Origin of the sequence: Lysinibacillus sp. AR18-8, assembly GCF_001705465.1 — a bacterium.
Taxonomy (GTDB): domain Bacteria; phylum Bacillota; class Bacilli; order Bacillales_A; family Planococcaceae; genus Lysinibacillus; species Lysinibacillus capsici.
The window spans coordinates 1-13,319 of record NZ_MDGU01000037.1 but is presented as its reverse complement, the minus strand read 5'-3'; the positions used below and the strand labels follow the sequence as shown (position 1 = coordinate 13,319).

The 13,319-nt window shown below is 37.3% G+C and carries 18 protein-coding genes; 7 read left to right on the top strand and 11 right to left on the bottom strand.

What is annotated here, in order from left to right; all coding sequences use genetic code 11:
* Positions 1–417: 417 nt before the first annotated feature.
* From BFM98_RS24065 to BFM98_RS20165, 3 genes are all read right to left on the bottom strand, one after another.
* Positions 418–555, bottom strand: coding sequence for a hypothetical protein (locus BFM98_RS24065; RefSeq protein WP_004228528.1), 138 nt, complete (start codon positions 553–555; stop codon positions 418–420).
* Between the two features lie 139 nt (positions 556–694).
* Positions 695–1,693 (bottom strand): HAAS signaling domain-containing protein, encoded by a 999-nt coding sequence (locus BFM98_RS20170; RefSeq protein WP_066038271.1) that lies wholly within the window; start codon positions 1,691–1,693, stop codon positions 695–697.
* Positions 1,680–2,030, bottom strand: a complete 351-nt coding sequence (locus tag BFM98_RS20165) for a PadR family transcriptional regulator (RefSeq protein ID WP_016994532.1) — start codon at positions 2,028–2,030, stop codon at positions 1,680–1,682. Before BFM98_RS20165 ends, BFM98_RS20170 begins: the two co-directional genes overlap by 14 nt.
* A 586-nt stretch (positions 2,031–2,616) precedes the next feature.
* Here BFM98_RS20165 and BFM98_RS20160 point away from each other — a divergent pair.
* Together BFM98_RS20160 and BFM98_RS20155 are read left to right on the top strand one after the other, a co-directional pair.
* Complete coding sequence (locus tag BFM98_RS20160) at positions 2,617–3,126, top strand: YwhD family protein (RefSeq protein ID WP_066038270.1); 510 nt, start codon at positions 2,617–2,619, stop codon at positions 3,124–3,126.
* A gap of 11 nt (positions 3,127–3,137) precedes the next feature.
* Entirely contained in the window at positions 3,138–3,374 is a 237-nt protein-coding gene (locus tag BFM98_RS20155; protein WP_004228537.1) for a DUF362 domain-containing protein, read from the top strand.
* Positions 3,375–3,476: 102 nt separating this feature from the next.
* On the opposite strand, the gene BFM98_RS20150 is transcribed toward BFM98_RS20155, so the two are convergent.
* The 6 genes from BFM98_RS20150 to BFM98_RS20125 all read right to left on the bottom strand — a co-directional run bounded on the left by BFM98_RS20150 (position 3,477) and on the right by BFM98_RS20125 (position 7,311).
* A complete protein-coding gene (locus tag BFM98_RS20150) occupies positions 3,477–4,226 on the bottom strand; it encodes an ABC transporter permease (protein ID WP_066038269.1) in 750 nt (249 codons plus the stop codon).
* Entirely contained in the window at positions 4,216–4,986 is a 771-nt protein-coding gene (locus tag BFM98_RS20145) for an ABC transporter ATP-binding protein (protein ID WP_066038268.1), read from the bottom strand. Before BFM98_RS20145 ends, BFM98_RS20150 begins: the two co-directional genes overlap by 11 nt.
* 162 nt (positions 4,987–5,148) lie before the next feature.
* Positions 5,149–5,490 (bottom strand): DUF1048 domain-containing protein, encoded by a 342-nt coding sequence (locus BFM98_RS20140; RefSeq protein ID WP_036080890.1) that lies wholly within the window; start codon positions 5,488–5,490, stop codon positions 5,149–5,151.
* A gap of 56 nt (positions 5,491–5,546) precedes the next feature.
* Complete coding sequence (locus BFM98_RS20135) at positions 5,547–5,867, bottom strand: PadR family transcriptional regulator (protein ID WP_004228545.1); 321 nt, start codon at positions 5,865–5,867, stop codon at positions 5,547–5,549.
* A 409-nt stretch (positions 5,868–6,276) separates the two neighbouring features.
* Positions 6,277–6,900 (bottom strand): HAD family hydrolase, encoded by a 624-nt coding sequence (locus BFM98_RS20130; RefSeq protein ID WP_066038267.1) that lies wholly within the window; start codon positions 6,898–6,900, stop codon positions 6,277–6,279.
* 15 nt (positions 6,901–6,915) lie between these two features.
* Entirely contained in the window at positions 6,916–7,311 is a 396-nt protein-coding gene (locus BFM98_RS20125; protein WP_048393800.1) for a pyrimidine dimer DNA glycosylase/endonuclease V, read from the bottom strand.
* A gap of 77 nt (positions 7,312–7,388) precedes the next feature.
* Between BFM98_RS20125 and BFM98_RS20120 the strand changes: the two genes are divergently transcribed.
* On the top strand, positions 7,389–7,850 hold the full coding sequence (locus tag BFM98_RS20120; protein ID WP_066038266.1) for a GNAT family N-acetyltransferase: 462 nt from the start codon (positions 7,389–7,391) through the stop codon (positions 7,848–7,850).
* Between the two features lie 186 nt (positions 7,851–8,036).
* Here BFM98_RS20120 and BFM98_RS20115 read toward each other — a convergent pair whose 3' ends face one another.
* On the bottom strand, positions 8,037–9,809 hold the full coding sequence (locus BFM98_RS20115; protein ID WP_066038265.1) for an oleate hydratase: 1,773 nt from the start codon (positions 9,807–9,809) through the stop codon (positions 8,037–8,039).
* Positions 9,810–10,085: 276 nt separating this feature from the next.
* Positions 10,086–10,346, bottom strand: coding sequence for a hypothetical protein (locus tag BFM98_RS20110; protein WP_066038264.1), 261 nt, complete (start codon positions 10,344–10,346; stop codon positions 10,086–10,088).
* A 151-nt stretch (positions 10,347–10,497) separates the two neighbouring features.
* Between BFM98_RS20110 and BFM98_RS20105 the strand changes: the two genes are divergently transcribed.
* The 4 genes from BFM98_RS20105 (at position 10,498) to BFM98_RS20090 (ending at position 13,023) form a co-directional block, all read left to right on the top strand.
* Complete coding sequence (locus BFM98_RS20105) at positions 10,498–11,031, top strand: HXXEE domain-containing protein (RefSeq protein ID WP_066038263.1); 534 nt, start codon at positions 10,498–10,500, stop codon at positions 11,029–11,031.
* Positions 11,032–11,068: 37 nt separating this feature from the next.
* The gene (locus BFM98_RS20100) at positions 11,069–11,260 is read left to right on the top strand and encodes a hypothetical protein (RefSeq protein WP_054549391.1); all 192 of its coding nucleotides are present in this window, start codon (positions 11,069–11,071) and stop codon (positions 11,258–11,260) included.
* Positions 11,261–11,349: 89 nt separating this feature from the next.
* Entirely contained in the window at positions 11,350–12,300 is a 951-nt protein-coding gene (locus tag BFM98_RS20095) for a bile acid:sodium symporter family protein (protein WP_066038262.1), read from the top strand.
* 75 nt (positions 12,301–12,375) lie between these two features.
* Positions 12,376–13,023, top strand: coding sequence for a pentapeptide repeat-containing protein (locus BFM98_RS20090; protein WP_066038261.1), 648 nt, complete (start codon positions 12,376–12,378; stop codon positions 13,021–13,023).
* Positions 13,024–13,319 lie beyond the last annotated feature (296 nt).

The window sequence follows — 13,319 nt, the reverse complement described above, 5'->3', positions numbered from 1 at the left end:
AGCATGACAACTACATTGACTTGTTATTGATTTAGGGTGAAGCGAGACCGTGACCACCGAGATCTACACGCGTAAGATCGTCGGCAGCGTCAGATGTGTATAAGAGACAGATTTAAAGAAACTGGCTACATGGACGTGGCAAGTAGCTTAAGAGAGCAACTATGCTCGAAGAGTATGTTGGATTTGGTAATCTATTACCAAATATCAGGACGACATAGGAAGAAAAATGATAAAAGCCCTCGAGAGTGAACTTCTCGAGGGCTTTTGTCTACAGTCTGAACTGAGTCCGGTAGAATACCGAACTCAGTTTACCCAAGCTGCCTAAACGAAATAACCGTGTCTAACTTATAGGGGTCACTTCACTTTGATGGGGTATTTCATTGTTATACTAAACTTCGCTGTTCATAGACGATCTATTTATTTTCTATCTCTTATTTCTTCTAGTATTTCTATTATGCGATTGTTTTGCCTTTCAATCGATTTTAACTTTCTCTCTATTATGCTTGAAGAGAAAAACACAATTAGTACAATTGCTATTCCAATTAGTAAATCCATTTTACTTCCCCCACTGTTTATTTATGTAATTTCACTTCATCCTACATAGATTTCAAAAGAAAAAGATGGCTCTATACGGAGGCCATCTTTAAGTAAAGTATCCATGGTTGCGTACTAATTAATGCTAAACAACGATGAATTAACGGATTCGAGCCTTGCGGAAGCCGTCGAATATACTGATTGCTGCAGATACAACAAATATAATAATTATGCCGCCAATTAGCCATATTTCAAATTGCTTAGTAGATGTGGTAAATAAATTACTCATGTACGCGATACTTTCTTGGTTCATTAAATTCGGATTACTTACTATCACAATGAATACAACGGTTGCGAAAAGCTCCACAATTGTATTAAAGATTGCCACCTTTTTCGTCCATTGCCCTTTCAGTAGTTTGTAGAGAGCTAACCCAATTTCGAGAGCAATGACAACGATCACAATGGGCGAATAATGAAGTAAAACATCCTGATTTAAAGCTGGCATTACGAATTCGAGACCCTCTCCACCATCTTCATATATACCTAAAAGATGATTTGCATAAAAATAAAAAGTTGCCCAAATGGCTGTCCACATTAAATAGCCAAATACTTCAAGCTTGGTAATTGCCTTTTTCTTAGGAATATAAATGACGGTTTTCAGATCTTCGGGAGTCCATTTTTTAAGACTTGCTGATAATGGATGCTGCTCTTTTCCTTTATCAGTACGTTCCAAAATGACGAATACGACCGTTAGCCAGAAAAAGACATGTATGCCTACTTCAATGATTCTCCATATTCCTTCACCCATCATATTGAGGACAGCATTCATAACCGCCTCTTCCCCACCAAAACTAATAAAATATTCAGCAATCATTGAGATTACCGCAATGACAGCGGCAATGGGAATAATCATTTTTAGTAACGAAAGGTATACATCAAAATAGCGAGGGCCGATTAAATGCATTGGTTGATCACGATAACCGCTCGCTAACGCCGCTGGATTCCCTAACTTTTCCAGTACTTCCTTTACATCGTGCTCATTGTAATCATCAGGCAGCATATCCCCAATGGTTGATCGTAACTCAAGTGCAATATCCTCACGATTTTTTTCAGGCAGCCTCCGCGTGACTTCTTGAATATAAATTTCAGTCAGATTCATCTTTATCCTCATCTCCTTTTAGTAACTCATAAAGTTCTTTTGAATTATTAATCCATTCTCGTTTCAATTGCAAAAAGACGTCTAATCCATATTCACTTAATACATAATACTTGCGGGGTCTACTCTCAGAGGTTTCCCAGCTACTTGTCACTAACTCTTGTTTTTCTAAACGGCGAAGCAATGGATATAATGTACTTTGATCGATGTTAATGCCAGAATCTTCTAATAATTGAACAAGTGAATATCCATACTGCGGTGTTCGTAATTGACTTAAAACGGCTAATGTCAGTGTTCCTCTCCTAAGTTCTGTCATTAATGAATTCAGTAACGTACTCATTCACTCACCTCAATTTCACTTACTATATGACATACACTGTATAACTTATACTATGTATCGTACACTATTGTTGTTACAACAACAAGCAATTTTATTGTCCTTTATAGAAAAATTAGCTGTTTTCAGGAGTCTTAGTCCTTTTTCAGCTGCTTGGTTTCTAACAATTAAATCGGAAAGGCAAAATTTATAGCAACAACCTTCTGTTAATTAAAGGTCCAATCACTGTATTATCGTCAAATTACCAATACATAACATTTCAGACATTAGTCTGAAGACAATCATTGATGTTAGACGTTATATTGTATTTATACTTTTTAACGATAAAAGTATGAGGAAAAATCCTAGACAACCATTACGTATAGAAAAAAATTACTACTAAAACGTTCAAGTATCTTAATTTATAAAAACTATACGTAATGTGTTTGTTAGATTTGTACTTGAAAAATTACCAACTGGTAGAACATCTTGTACAACGTAGCGTACAGTGATGTTTTTTTTATGCGTTTTTGCTATGAGCAAAAACTGTATGTTCAGACCGATTAACTATTTATTAATAAGGAAATACAAATGTGTCGAGGTGACTTCTATGAAGGAGAAAATGCATTTTACAATTTTAAGTAACGATTCAACTGACGGAGATGGAGGTTACGGAGTAGGTACCCTTGATCTAAATAATGTAACGTCAATTATTATAGATTGTGAAAAAGAGCACGTGTTTATAGATTTAGAAGCCTTACACGGACGAAGTAAAATTGAAAAAAAAGTTCGTTTTTCACCTGATCTAGCTCATGCTAGTAGCGATTATTATCGTTATTGGATAGTTTGGGTAGCGATTCAGGTTAATCAAAATGGCCCCTATTATGCGGGATGTACCGCAAGTGAAGTACGGGTATCAAAAGAAGAACGTCGTATTAAGCTTGGCTATAAATCTTTGCCAGAGCAGGTAAATTTTTTAGATAAGGCACTGAAAGGGAAATTTCTCTTGCAGCATATGGATCGTCATTCAAAAAAGCTACTTTTTCAGTTTTTATCTGAATTTAATGAAGCGTATTGGAAACACTCACCCGAAGAATTAAAACACCAGTTGTCTGTATAGGAGGATTTATAATGGCATTTGTAATTACAGAATTATGCAGGGATGAAAAAGCGGCTGTCTGTTTGGATGTCTGTCCAGTAAATTGCATTGTTATGACAGATACCCAATATGTAATTGATCCAGATCTTTGCATTGATTGTGGAGCTTGTGAATTAGTTTGTCCAGTAGAAGCGATTTATTTTGAGGATGATTTGCCTTCTGAATATCAGTCAGCAACCCTTCTAGCACGAAATCATTTTCGAAATTAGCATTGTCTTTATCCATATAGATTGATTAGAAGCGAGAACAAGTCGATTTCCTATACAATAAGAAATCGACTTGTTCGTATGGCTTATTTGATAATGACGAATTTAGCCTAACTGGCGTTTAAATTGTTTAATGGCGAAAAAATATGCGATGACCATGATGCCGATGCACCACATAAGAGCGGGCCAGATATCATTACTAACAGAGCCTTCATATAAGAGGGCGCGAATTGCATTGACGATTGAGGTAACGGGCTGGTTCTCAGCAAACGCACGGATAATTTTAGGCATGGTTTCCGTGGGAACAAAGGCCGAACTGATAAAGGGTAGGAAAATCAGCGGGTACGAATAGGCTGTTGCCCCCTCCATAGACCCTGCTGCTAATCCAGGAATGACTGCCAACCATGTCAGTGCTAGCGTAAACAGCCCTAGTATGCCAGCTACCGCAAACCAATCCAAGAGATCCGTACTAGAACGGAAACCCATCAAGAACGCAACAAGGATAACGACTACAACAGTAAGTGCGTTGGAAATAAGCGAGGCCAACACGTGAGCCCACAATACAGACGACCGCTTGATGGGCATGGTGATAAAACGTGCCATCAGCCCACTCTTTCTATCTGTAAACAGCCGTGCGGAAGTGTAAGCGCAGCCCGATGCAATGGCCATCAATAAGATTCCTGGCAATAAATAATTGACGTAGTTGGCTGTACCTGTCTCTATTGCACCACCAAATACGTAAACAAATAGTAGCATCATCATAATTGGCGTAATCGCCACCGTAATTATTGTATCTGGGCTGCGCATAATGTTACGCATTAAACGCCCTAGCAATACCCATGTTTTACTCTTCATTTAAATCCTCCTTTTTGCCAATGATGGCGAGGAAAATGTCCTCAAGTGTTGGCTGCTTCTCAATGTACTCTACTTTCGCAGGTGGGAACATCTCTTTAAGTTCTAGAAGGGTGCCTGTCGTTATAATTTTTCCTTCATGTAGGATGGCAATACGATCCGCCAGTTGTTCGGCTTCCTCCAGGTACTGGGTCGTTAGCAAGATGGTCGTGCCACCATCCGCAAGCTCCTTGACTGTTTCCCAGACTTCCATTCGTGCTTCAGGATCAAGCCCTGTCGTTGGTTCGTCTAGAAATATAACTGCTGGCGTCCCAATCATGCTCATGGCAATGTCAAGTCGGCGCCGCATCCCGCCAGAGAAATTGTCGGCCCGACGATTGCCTGCATCTTTCAGGCTGAATCTTGCGAGTAGATTGTCTGCGGTTTGAGCGGGATTGGAAACCCCTCGCAACTTGGCAATCATGATCAGATTTTCCCGCCCTGTGAGCATACCGTCTAAAGTGGCGAACTGCCCTGTTAGGCTGATGCTCTGACGAACATGATCTGGTTGGTGCTGGATATCAAAACCGCAAATCCCTACTTTGCCACCATCAGATTTCATCAATGTGGAGAGAATATTGATTATCGTCGTTTTCCCTGCTCCATTTGAGCCTAACAATGCGAAAATTTCGCCACGCCGCACCTCAAAATCCACGCCCTTTAAAACTTCCTTTTCTTTAAAAGATTTTTTTAACCCTTTTACAGAAATCGTATCTTTGCTCATCCTTTTTCCTCCCTTTTTAAAAATCTCTTTGCAGAGTTAGATTACCCTTCCTTAACTACTTAGTCTGACTGATAATCTGTATAACTTAGTACCTTTTGAAATTAAAACTGAATAGCGAAGGCCAATGAACAAGTAGCTATTCAGTCGGTATTACTGACCCATTTATTTTTTTCCTAATCGATTCAAAATGCTTTGATTTAAATCTTCACGATACTTGGCGATATAGGTTTTTGCGTTTGCCACTAGCTCATCAGCAAAAGACGCTACATCTTCGCCAGTGATTTCCAGCACCTTCCTGCCTTCTGCTGCCCCAGCCTCGAACAACTCGATCAATTCATATTGCATATGCAGCATATCCATCCCATTACCCACTGTGAAATTCCACATGTAGTTTTGAATTTTTTTAAACACAAATTGGTAATCCTCTGGTAGTTGTTCGACCCGTGCCATCATCATCTTGTACTCTTTTTTATCACCCATCATTTTTTTGAACAATTCGATCACGTTATTTTCCTCCTTTGTATTATCAAGCTAAAGTTCAGACGCATTATCATATGAAACTAAAAAGACTTTAGAGCATTGATTTTTGACGAGATAAAATCCCACTTTTCCCAAAATAATTTTAGTTCGTCACGTCCAGCCTCATTAAGTGAGTAAAACTTGCGGGGCGGTCCCATATCTGATGGTTTCTTTTGAATATTCACCAGTTTTTTTTTCTCTAAACGCACGAGGATGGTGTAGACCGTCCCTTCCACGACCTCAGTGAACCCTAACTCGTTCAGGCGTCGGGTAATTTCGTATCCATAGGTTTCATGACGGCTAATGATTTCCAGTACGCAGCCTTCCAGGGACCCCTTCAGCATCTCCGTTAAATTTTCCATATGCAGAACCACCTCTATTTGCTTTACTATTCTGTACAACTTAGTACTTAGGTAAAATTTTTTCGCTTTCGAGAAGCTATTAAGTATTACTTATTACAACTACATAGTAACACCGAGTAGTTTGGATGTCAATTACTTTTCTTATAAATTTTTTGATGCCTCTACTCAAGAAAGAAAAAAAGAGCTGCCTACGCAACTCCATGTTCCTTCATTAAGTTTTCACAATCTTATCAGGCGACTGACAATAGGTATCGAGTTGACCATTACTAACAAAAAGCTTTCGTTCGATTATTTTATCGCATGTAATTGTAGATATTGGGAATTTAACTGTCTTAACCTTTTTAACTATTTACCTTCCTCATAGGCAAAGATGGTGTGATATATAGGACACCATCTTCTATTTTTCATGCTACTTAACGATTGCTAAAATATCCTTTGGCTCATAAAAAACGTAATCTGCCTCCTCAAAGCCAATGGTGGATTTGGTTCCCCAATGGGCAAGGGCAAATTTGGTGCCTGCTTGCTTTGCGCATTGGAAATCATAGATAGAATCACCAATATAGATGGCCTCTTCTGGTGCTACCTGTAATGCGTCCAGACATTTTAACAGCGGCTCTGGGTGTGGTTTATGCTTTTCCGTATCACTGGCACTTACAATATGTTGGAAATACTCGCTTAACCCAAACGGCTCAAATTCATCCACTACCTCTTGCGCTGTTTTAGAAGTGACAATCCCTAATTGTAGTGGCTTTGTTGCAAGGTGCTGAATAACTTCCTCTAGACTTTCGAAAACAGCCACTTCATGTGAAAAATCCAGCACAGCCGCAGACCATTTCTGATGTACAGCCTCTACATCATCCACGTTAAGCCTCTGCAATGCATCTTTTCCTGGGATGCCTAAAGCAAATCGTAATGCCTCAAAGGGATAGTCCTGTTTTGTTTCTTCTCGTAAGGTTCTTTGCAAAGACTGTAAAATCGCTTGCTCCGTATCCAAAATCGTTCCATCTACATCAAATATAATCGCTCTTAACATGTATAACCCTCCTAGTTAAAGCACGTTATTTATATATGTGCATAATTGCTGATACAATTCCTCTTCATAATCCTTCTGGCCTCTTATAAATTTCTCCTTTAAATTATAAAAACATATTTCAAGATATTCCTGATTATGATGCTGTTGAAAGGGTCTCCTATCCTTTACTGGGCCCAAACCCTTAAAGTAGTTATTCTTTTTTTCGTAGGTTCGAATTTGATAACCCCGCTTCTTCATTTCATCCATGACTTTTTCTGTATACAAATACAAATCTTCTTTTGGGTATTCGTATATATAATTAATCAGTATATGCTGATCCTCTTTCGCAAATATGCTATTTAGCTCTCTCCACTGCGACAGTAGTTGTCCTTTTGGTAGATACGCAATTAAATCTATATGCCATAACCTCATGTGCCTTCTCCTTTCTATTAATCAACCATTAATGTAAAATATTACTTACTATGATACTAAACTGACGGAGGGATAGTATGGAAATAAAAACTGCAACGCTCGATGAAATTCCACAAATTGAGCGTTTATACCAAGAGCTTTTTTTAGAGATGTCGATTCTTCAACCTAAATATATCAAACCTGCCAAACAAGATGCCAACTTTATCAGGTTTACGATCATTGAGGATGATTCAGATATTTTAATCGCAACATTCGAGAACGAAGTAGTAGGCTTTTTGCTTATTAAAGAAACGACGACCCCACCCTATACTTGCTTGGTTGAGCACAAATATGCTTTTATTGTGGATGTGATTGTTGGCAAGCATTACCAAAACAAAGGAATTGGGTCTGCTTTATTAGATGAAGCGAAAAAATGGGCAGCCTATCGTCACTTGGACTATCTGGAGTTAAATGTATTGACTGAAAATAAAGGCGCTAAATCCTTATATGAAAAACACGGATTCAAGGATACGAACCAAACGATGCGCTTAGAATTTTAAGTATGTGATGGGAAAGAAGGGATTTCAATGAAAGAAATGAAAACCGTACACAAGAAAGCCAACCTCATAGTGCCTGTCTTTATTGGCATGGGGTTAGGTGCGTTTATCGGTTTACTTGCCTATGTAAAAGACTGGCTATAAAAAAAGAGACAAAGCCCCTCAAACTGCTTTGTCTCTTTTTCAACACTATATTAGTTTACTTTCTTTCAGTAAATCATAAATGATTGTATCCTTTGTTTTATGAATACCCAATTTACCGATTTGCTTTAAGATAAATGGTGCATCAATATCTGTTAGTTTTTTACCATCCAGTAAACGTGCCGTTGATGCTAATAATGTGCGAACATCAAAGGCAGACGCAAACACCTCTGGCACACCTCGGTCAATCGTTAATAGTTGATAGACTGCCTCCATCGCCGTTCTTACGGAATATTCAGTAGTAAAGACTGTATCTTTTGCTGTTTCGCTGAAGTTGCCAATAAAGGCTAAATTAGCTGATCCTTCTGGCACAACAAGTGGACGATCACCCATTGCTCTTGGCATGAAATAAGAAGTGATGTAAGGCATATAGCATGGAATCGTATTGCAAGAATTTTGTGCAATGTCTGGAATTTCATCCACTGGTACACCCATATGGTATAACCACTCTTGTGCAATCTCAATACCTGTACATTCCGTAATACTTTTTTTAATAAAATCACCTGGCTTGTTTGATAGTAAGCCATAAATCCAAACAACTAATTGGTCCTTTGGTTGATTTTTAAAGTGAGGTTGTCGGTTCAATGTATAGCTTAGCATCCAATTAGAATCGGTAGCTGTGACAATCCCTCCTGTTACGACCTTACCAGCGTATGGGTCCCTTTTACTGATTTTTTCAATATATGGAGCCACACGATCATCTAATGTTGTAAGGGTAGCTGAAACAAACCAGCTTTCCTCTGGCAGATTATCGCAGAACTTCTCTGGTCGACCAAACTCTTCACCTTGGGCAGCGATATTTTTCCACAGGGACCAGCTGCCACCTAAATCTTTATTGATAGGGGCTGGGGTATTATTATCCCCGTATGTTGTACTTTCTGTAATACTACCATTTGTCACAAACACTAACTCATTTTCTGTTAGTTCAATATTCTTTTTCACACCATCTTTTCGTAACACCAATGTATGAGCTACTTTTTTGTCTCCTACCTTATCAACTAAAACATTTTCTACAACCGTATTATATTGGAAATCAACATCATGACTTTCTAAGTATTTAATCATTGGCAGCACGAGCGATTCATACTGATTATACTTTGTAAATTTTAAGGCCGATAAATCTGGTAATCCGCCAATATGATGAATGAAACGCATAATATAACGACGCATCTCCATCGCAGAATGCCATTTTTCAAACGCAAACATTGTGGACCAATAGAGCCAAAAATTCGATTCAAAAAATTCATCTGAGAAAACATCTGTGATTTTTTTATCCTCTAATTTTTCCTCAGGCGTAAAGAATAATTTAATCATTTCTTCTGAGGATTTGTCTGATAAAGTGAACTTGCCATCATCCTCAAGTCTTTGGCCTCTATCCTTCATTAATCGACATTTTGAATAATTAGGATCCTCTTTATTAAGCCAGTAAAATTCATCTAAAACGGAAGCATTTTCTACTTCTAACGAAGGAATGGAACGGAATAAATCCCATAAGCATTCAAAATGATCTTCCATTTCTCGTCCACCGCGAATAATAAACCCTCTCGTCGGATTAAGTATGCCATCTAGACTTCCTCCTGAAATATCTAACTCTTCAAGAATATGAATGTTCTCACCCTTCATTTGGCCATCACGAATTAAAAAACATGCTGCTGACAGTGAGGCTAGTCCCGAGCCAATTAGATAAGCAGACTTTTTATCGACTCCCTCAGGTTTTTTAGGACGTGCGAAAGCTTCATAGTTACCATTGCTGTAATACATATTACCGCCTCCTAATTTATTATTCTAATATAGAATAACACAGGTTATCGACAAAATGGTAAAATGAGCTAATAATTAACAAAAAATTCAAATCCACTAATTGTGCGTTAATTTATCTTCCCTTCTCATTGGACAAAGCAAGTGCTTGTATTTTTATAAAAGAGAACCATACAGTAAATAATCGTAATAACCCCCTTAACGCCTGCCTTAAAAAGGAAAAACCAATTCAATAAGTTACTTTTAGCTTTGCATAATTATTATCTCAATAAATCTTTTTTAACCTTCATTCCCTTTTTGATGTTTAGCCAATTTCTCGTTACCTCGTTTAAAATTCCCCGTAATTTTAGCTAACAATAGCTGGACTTCCTTTATCTGCCCCTCCACCTGCTTAATTTTTGCTAGTAGACGCTCAGCCTCTTTCTCCTTGACGATTTTAATTTGCTTGCCTTCATAATAAATAACGACAGTCCCCTTTTTTGTCGTTTGATATGAGAATGGTTCCTTGTTTAGTCTATTACGTTTATCGATTTCACTCACAGCTTCATCCCCGATTTCTTAATAATTAGATTCAATAATAAATGAATCTTAGCTTACAACTTTTTCTAATATGTTATTATTAACATATATTATATAAATATGGTATTTCTAGTAACACTTCCAGCATAGTGATAAGGAGAGAGGTATTTATATGGAATGGACGAATGTTCAAACACTAATTTGGTTGTTTCCTATTTTATTTATTATTCATGATTTTGAAGAAATTATTATGGTAGAGAAATGGTTACATCATAATCGTCATAAGCTGTATGAAAGATTACCCCAAAAAATAGCCGATAAAGTGGTGAAACAATTTTCAATGAGCACCGCACAATTTGCGGTTGCTGTCTTATTTATCTTCTTGTTTGTCAGTCTCTCTACCATTCTGGCTAACTACTATTTTCTAAATGGAGTCACTTTTACTATCTATTTTTTCACAGCTGTTACACTTGTTTTCTTTATCCATGCTTTTACCCATATTGGACAATCGCTCTTATTTCGTTCTGTTACACCAGGAGCTATAACATCAGCCATCATCATTATTCCCTATAGCATTATTTTATTTAAATCTTTGTTTACTAGTGGCATCCTTACTTGGCATATCGTTTTGATAAGCCTGCCTTTTGGCATACTATTTTTTCCCATTGTCTTTACTGCGCATTGGATAGGTAAAAGAGTGATATAGATATATGTTCATGAAAAGATAGAAAGGAGGCAGGAGAATGGCAAAAACTCCGATTTATTTAAAATTAATGATTGGTATTGGGATGGTTATTATCCTAGCTTCGTTATACTTTTTAAAAGACCAGCCTTATTATTTATGGGTTAGGTGGACAGGTAATATTTTATTGATCGTAGGCATTGTATGGATGCCGTTCACTAAAGAAACCAATAAAAAACATGTAAATTCTTAGCAGGAGTAAATCTTCTGCTTTTTTTGCGGTAAATTTACCTACGATTATAATAAAAGTGATAAAATCAGATAAAAAAAGAAGGTCTTTGTATGTTAGAAAAACTAAATGTATTTCTCCAAAAATACATTGCGATCCTGACACCATTAAGTTTAATTGTAGGTGTATTCTTAGAAAGTATTGGACATCATTTATTATTCCTCGTCTCCTGGCTATTTGCCTTCATGACATTCTCAGGAAGCTTACATATGAAATTTAAAGATGTAAAAATTTTCATGAAGCATCCAGTTCTCATTTTATTCTCCATCCTTTTTCTTCATCTCTTGATGCCTTTATGGGCTTATTTCTTATCCACTGTTTTGTTTGATGACCATTTGTTGACTGTTGGTTTTGTCTTAGCAGTTGCACTTCCAACAGGTGTAACGAGTGTTATTTGGATCAATATTTGCAAAGGGAACTTACCGTTAGGCTTATCAATTATTTTAATTGATACGCTCCTTTCACCCATCATCCTCCCCTTCATCCTCTATATCGTTTCGGGTGAAAAAATTGAGTTGGATGTGGCATCCCTGATTCTGAATTTACTATGGATGATTGTCTTACCCACGATTTTAGGTATCTTAGTGAATGAACTTTCGAAAGGAGCCATCCCCCAAAAAATCGGTAAGAAACTTGCTCCTTTTTCAAAGCTATGTTTATTTGCTGTCATACTGATTAATAGCAGTGCCATTGCTCCCTACTTAAAGGATATCAACATGCATCTCTTCTTCGTGGTGCTTTTAGTGTTCTTGCTTGCAGTATCAGGCTACCTATTTGCTTACCTCATTGGTCGATATCTGTTAAAAGACGGTCCACAAATGGCAACCTTTGTTTTTACTAGTGGCATGAGAAATATTGCAGTCGGTGTCATCGTGGCCACAACGTACTTTCCAGGTAAAGTCGCCATGCCTGTTGTGTTCGGTATGCTGTTTCAACAGGTACTAGCCTCCGTTTTTAGTAAGATGGTGAATCCTTTGTATAAACCAGATAAGAGCACCGTATAGACGGTGTTCTTATTTTAGGTTTGCACTTATACTAAATAGGAGAAGCTTTTATTTATATTTGAAGGGTGTGCTAATATGTCATACAATTTCCAACTTATATCACCAAAAATATCCCCGAATCTTGACAAAGCAAATTTTCAGGATATTTTTTATGAGGAGGAACCCTATTTAACAAATTGCAAGATTACGGATACGGTCATTGCTCACGAGGATATTGAACGATTAATCGTCTCTAATGTTATCTTTAAAAATGTCACATTCATCGATTGTACCTTTCAAAAAATTGATTTAACGGACGTCATTTTTGAAAACTGTGATTTATCTAACACTAACTTAAGTGAAGGCATCATTCATAGAGTGGCCTTCAAAAACTGTAAATTATTAGGGTTGAATTTATCTGAAGCAAACCTCGGCAATGTTTCATTTGAAAATTGCCTTGCAAACTTATGTAATTTCCCCGAAGTGCGCTTTAAACAAGTGCTATTTGATAGCACCTCCCTGCAAGGTGCGAATTTTTATGATTGTTTACTTAATAAGGTGGCGTTTCAAGAAAGTGATCTAAATGATGTTGATTTCTCCCAAACTTCCTTAAAAGGAATAGACATCAGTACATGTAAATTTAAAAGACTTCAAGTAACTCCAGAAAGTTTAAATGGGTGTGAAGTCTCTACTGAACAAGCGATAGGTTTTGCTTCATTACTAGGATTGAAGGTTAAATACTAGCTTAAGGGCTTAACAATTCAAGAAAAAAATAAAGCGCTTATCCTTATGCTCGGATAGCGCTCATTTTTTACAATTTGTTAATCTGCTATTTTATCGTCTTTTAGAATTCTATCATCCTAATTTGCGGGGCTATCCTTCACTTTAAGCGTTCTATCCGCTACTTTTTCAGTTTTATCCTCCACTTTTAGAATTCTATCCTGCTATTTGAGGGTTATCCTCCACTTTAAGCGTTCTATCCGCTACTTTTTTAGTTTTATCCTCCACTTTTAGAATTCTATCAGTCAAGTCCTAATTAT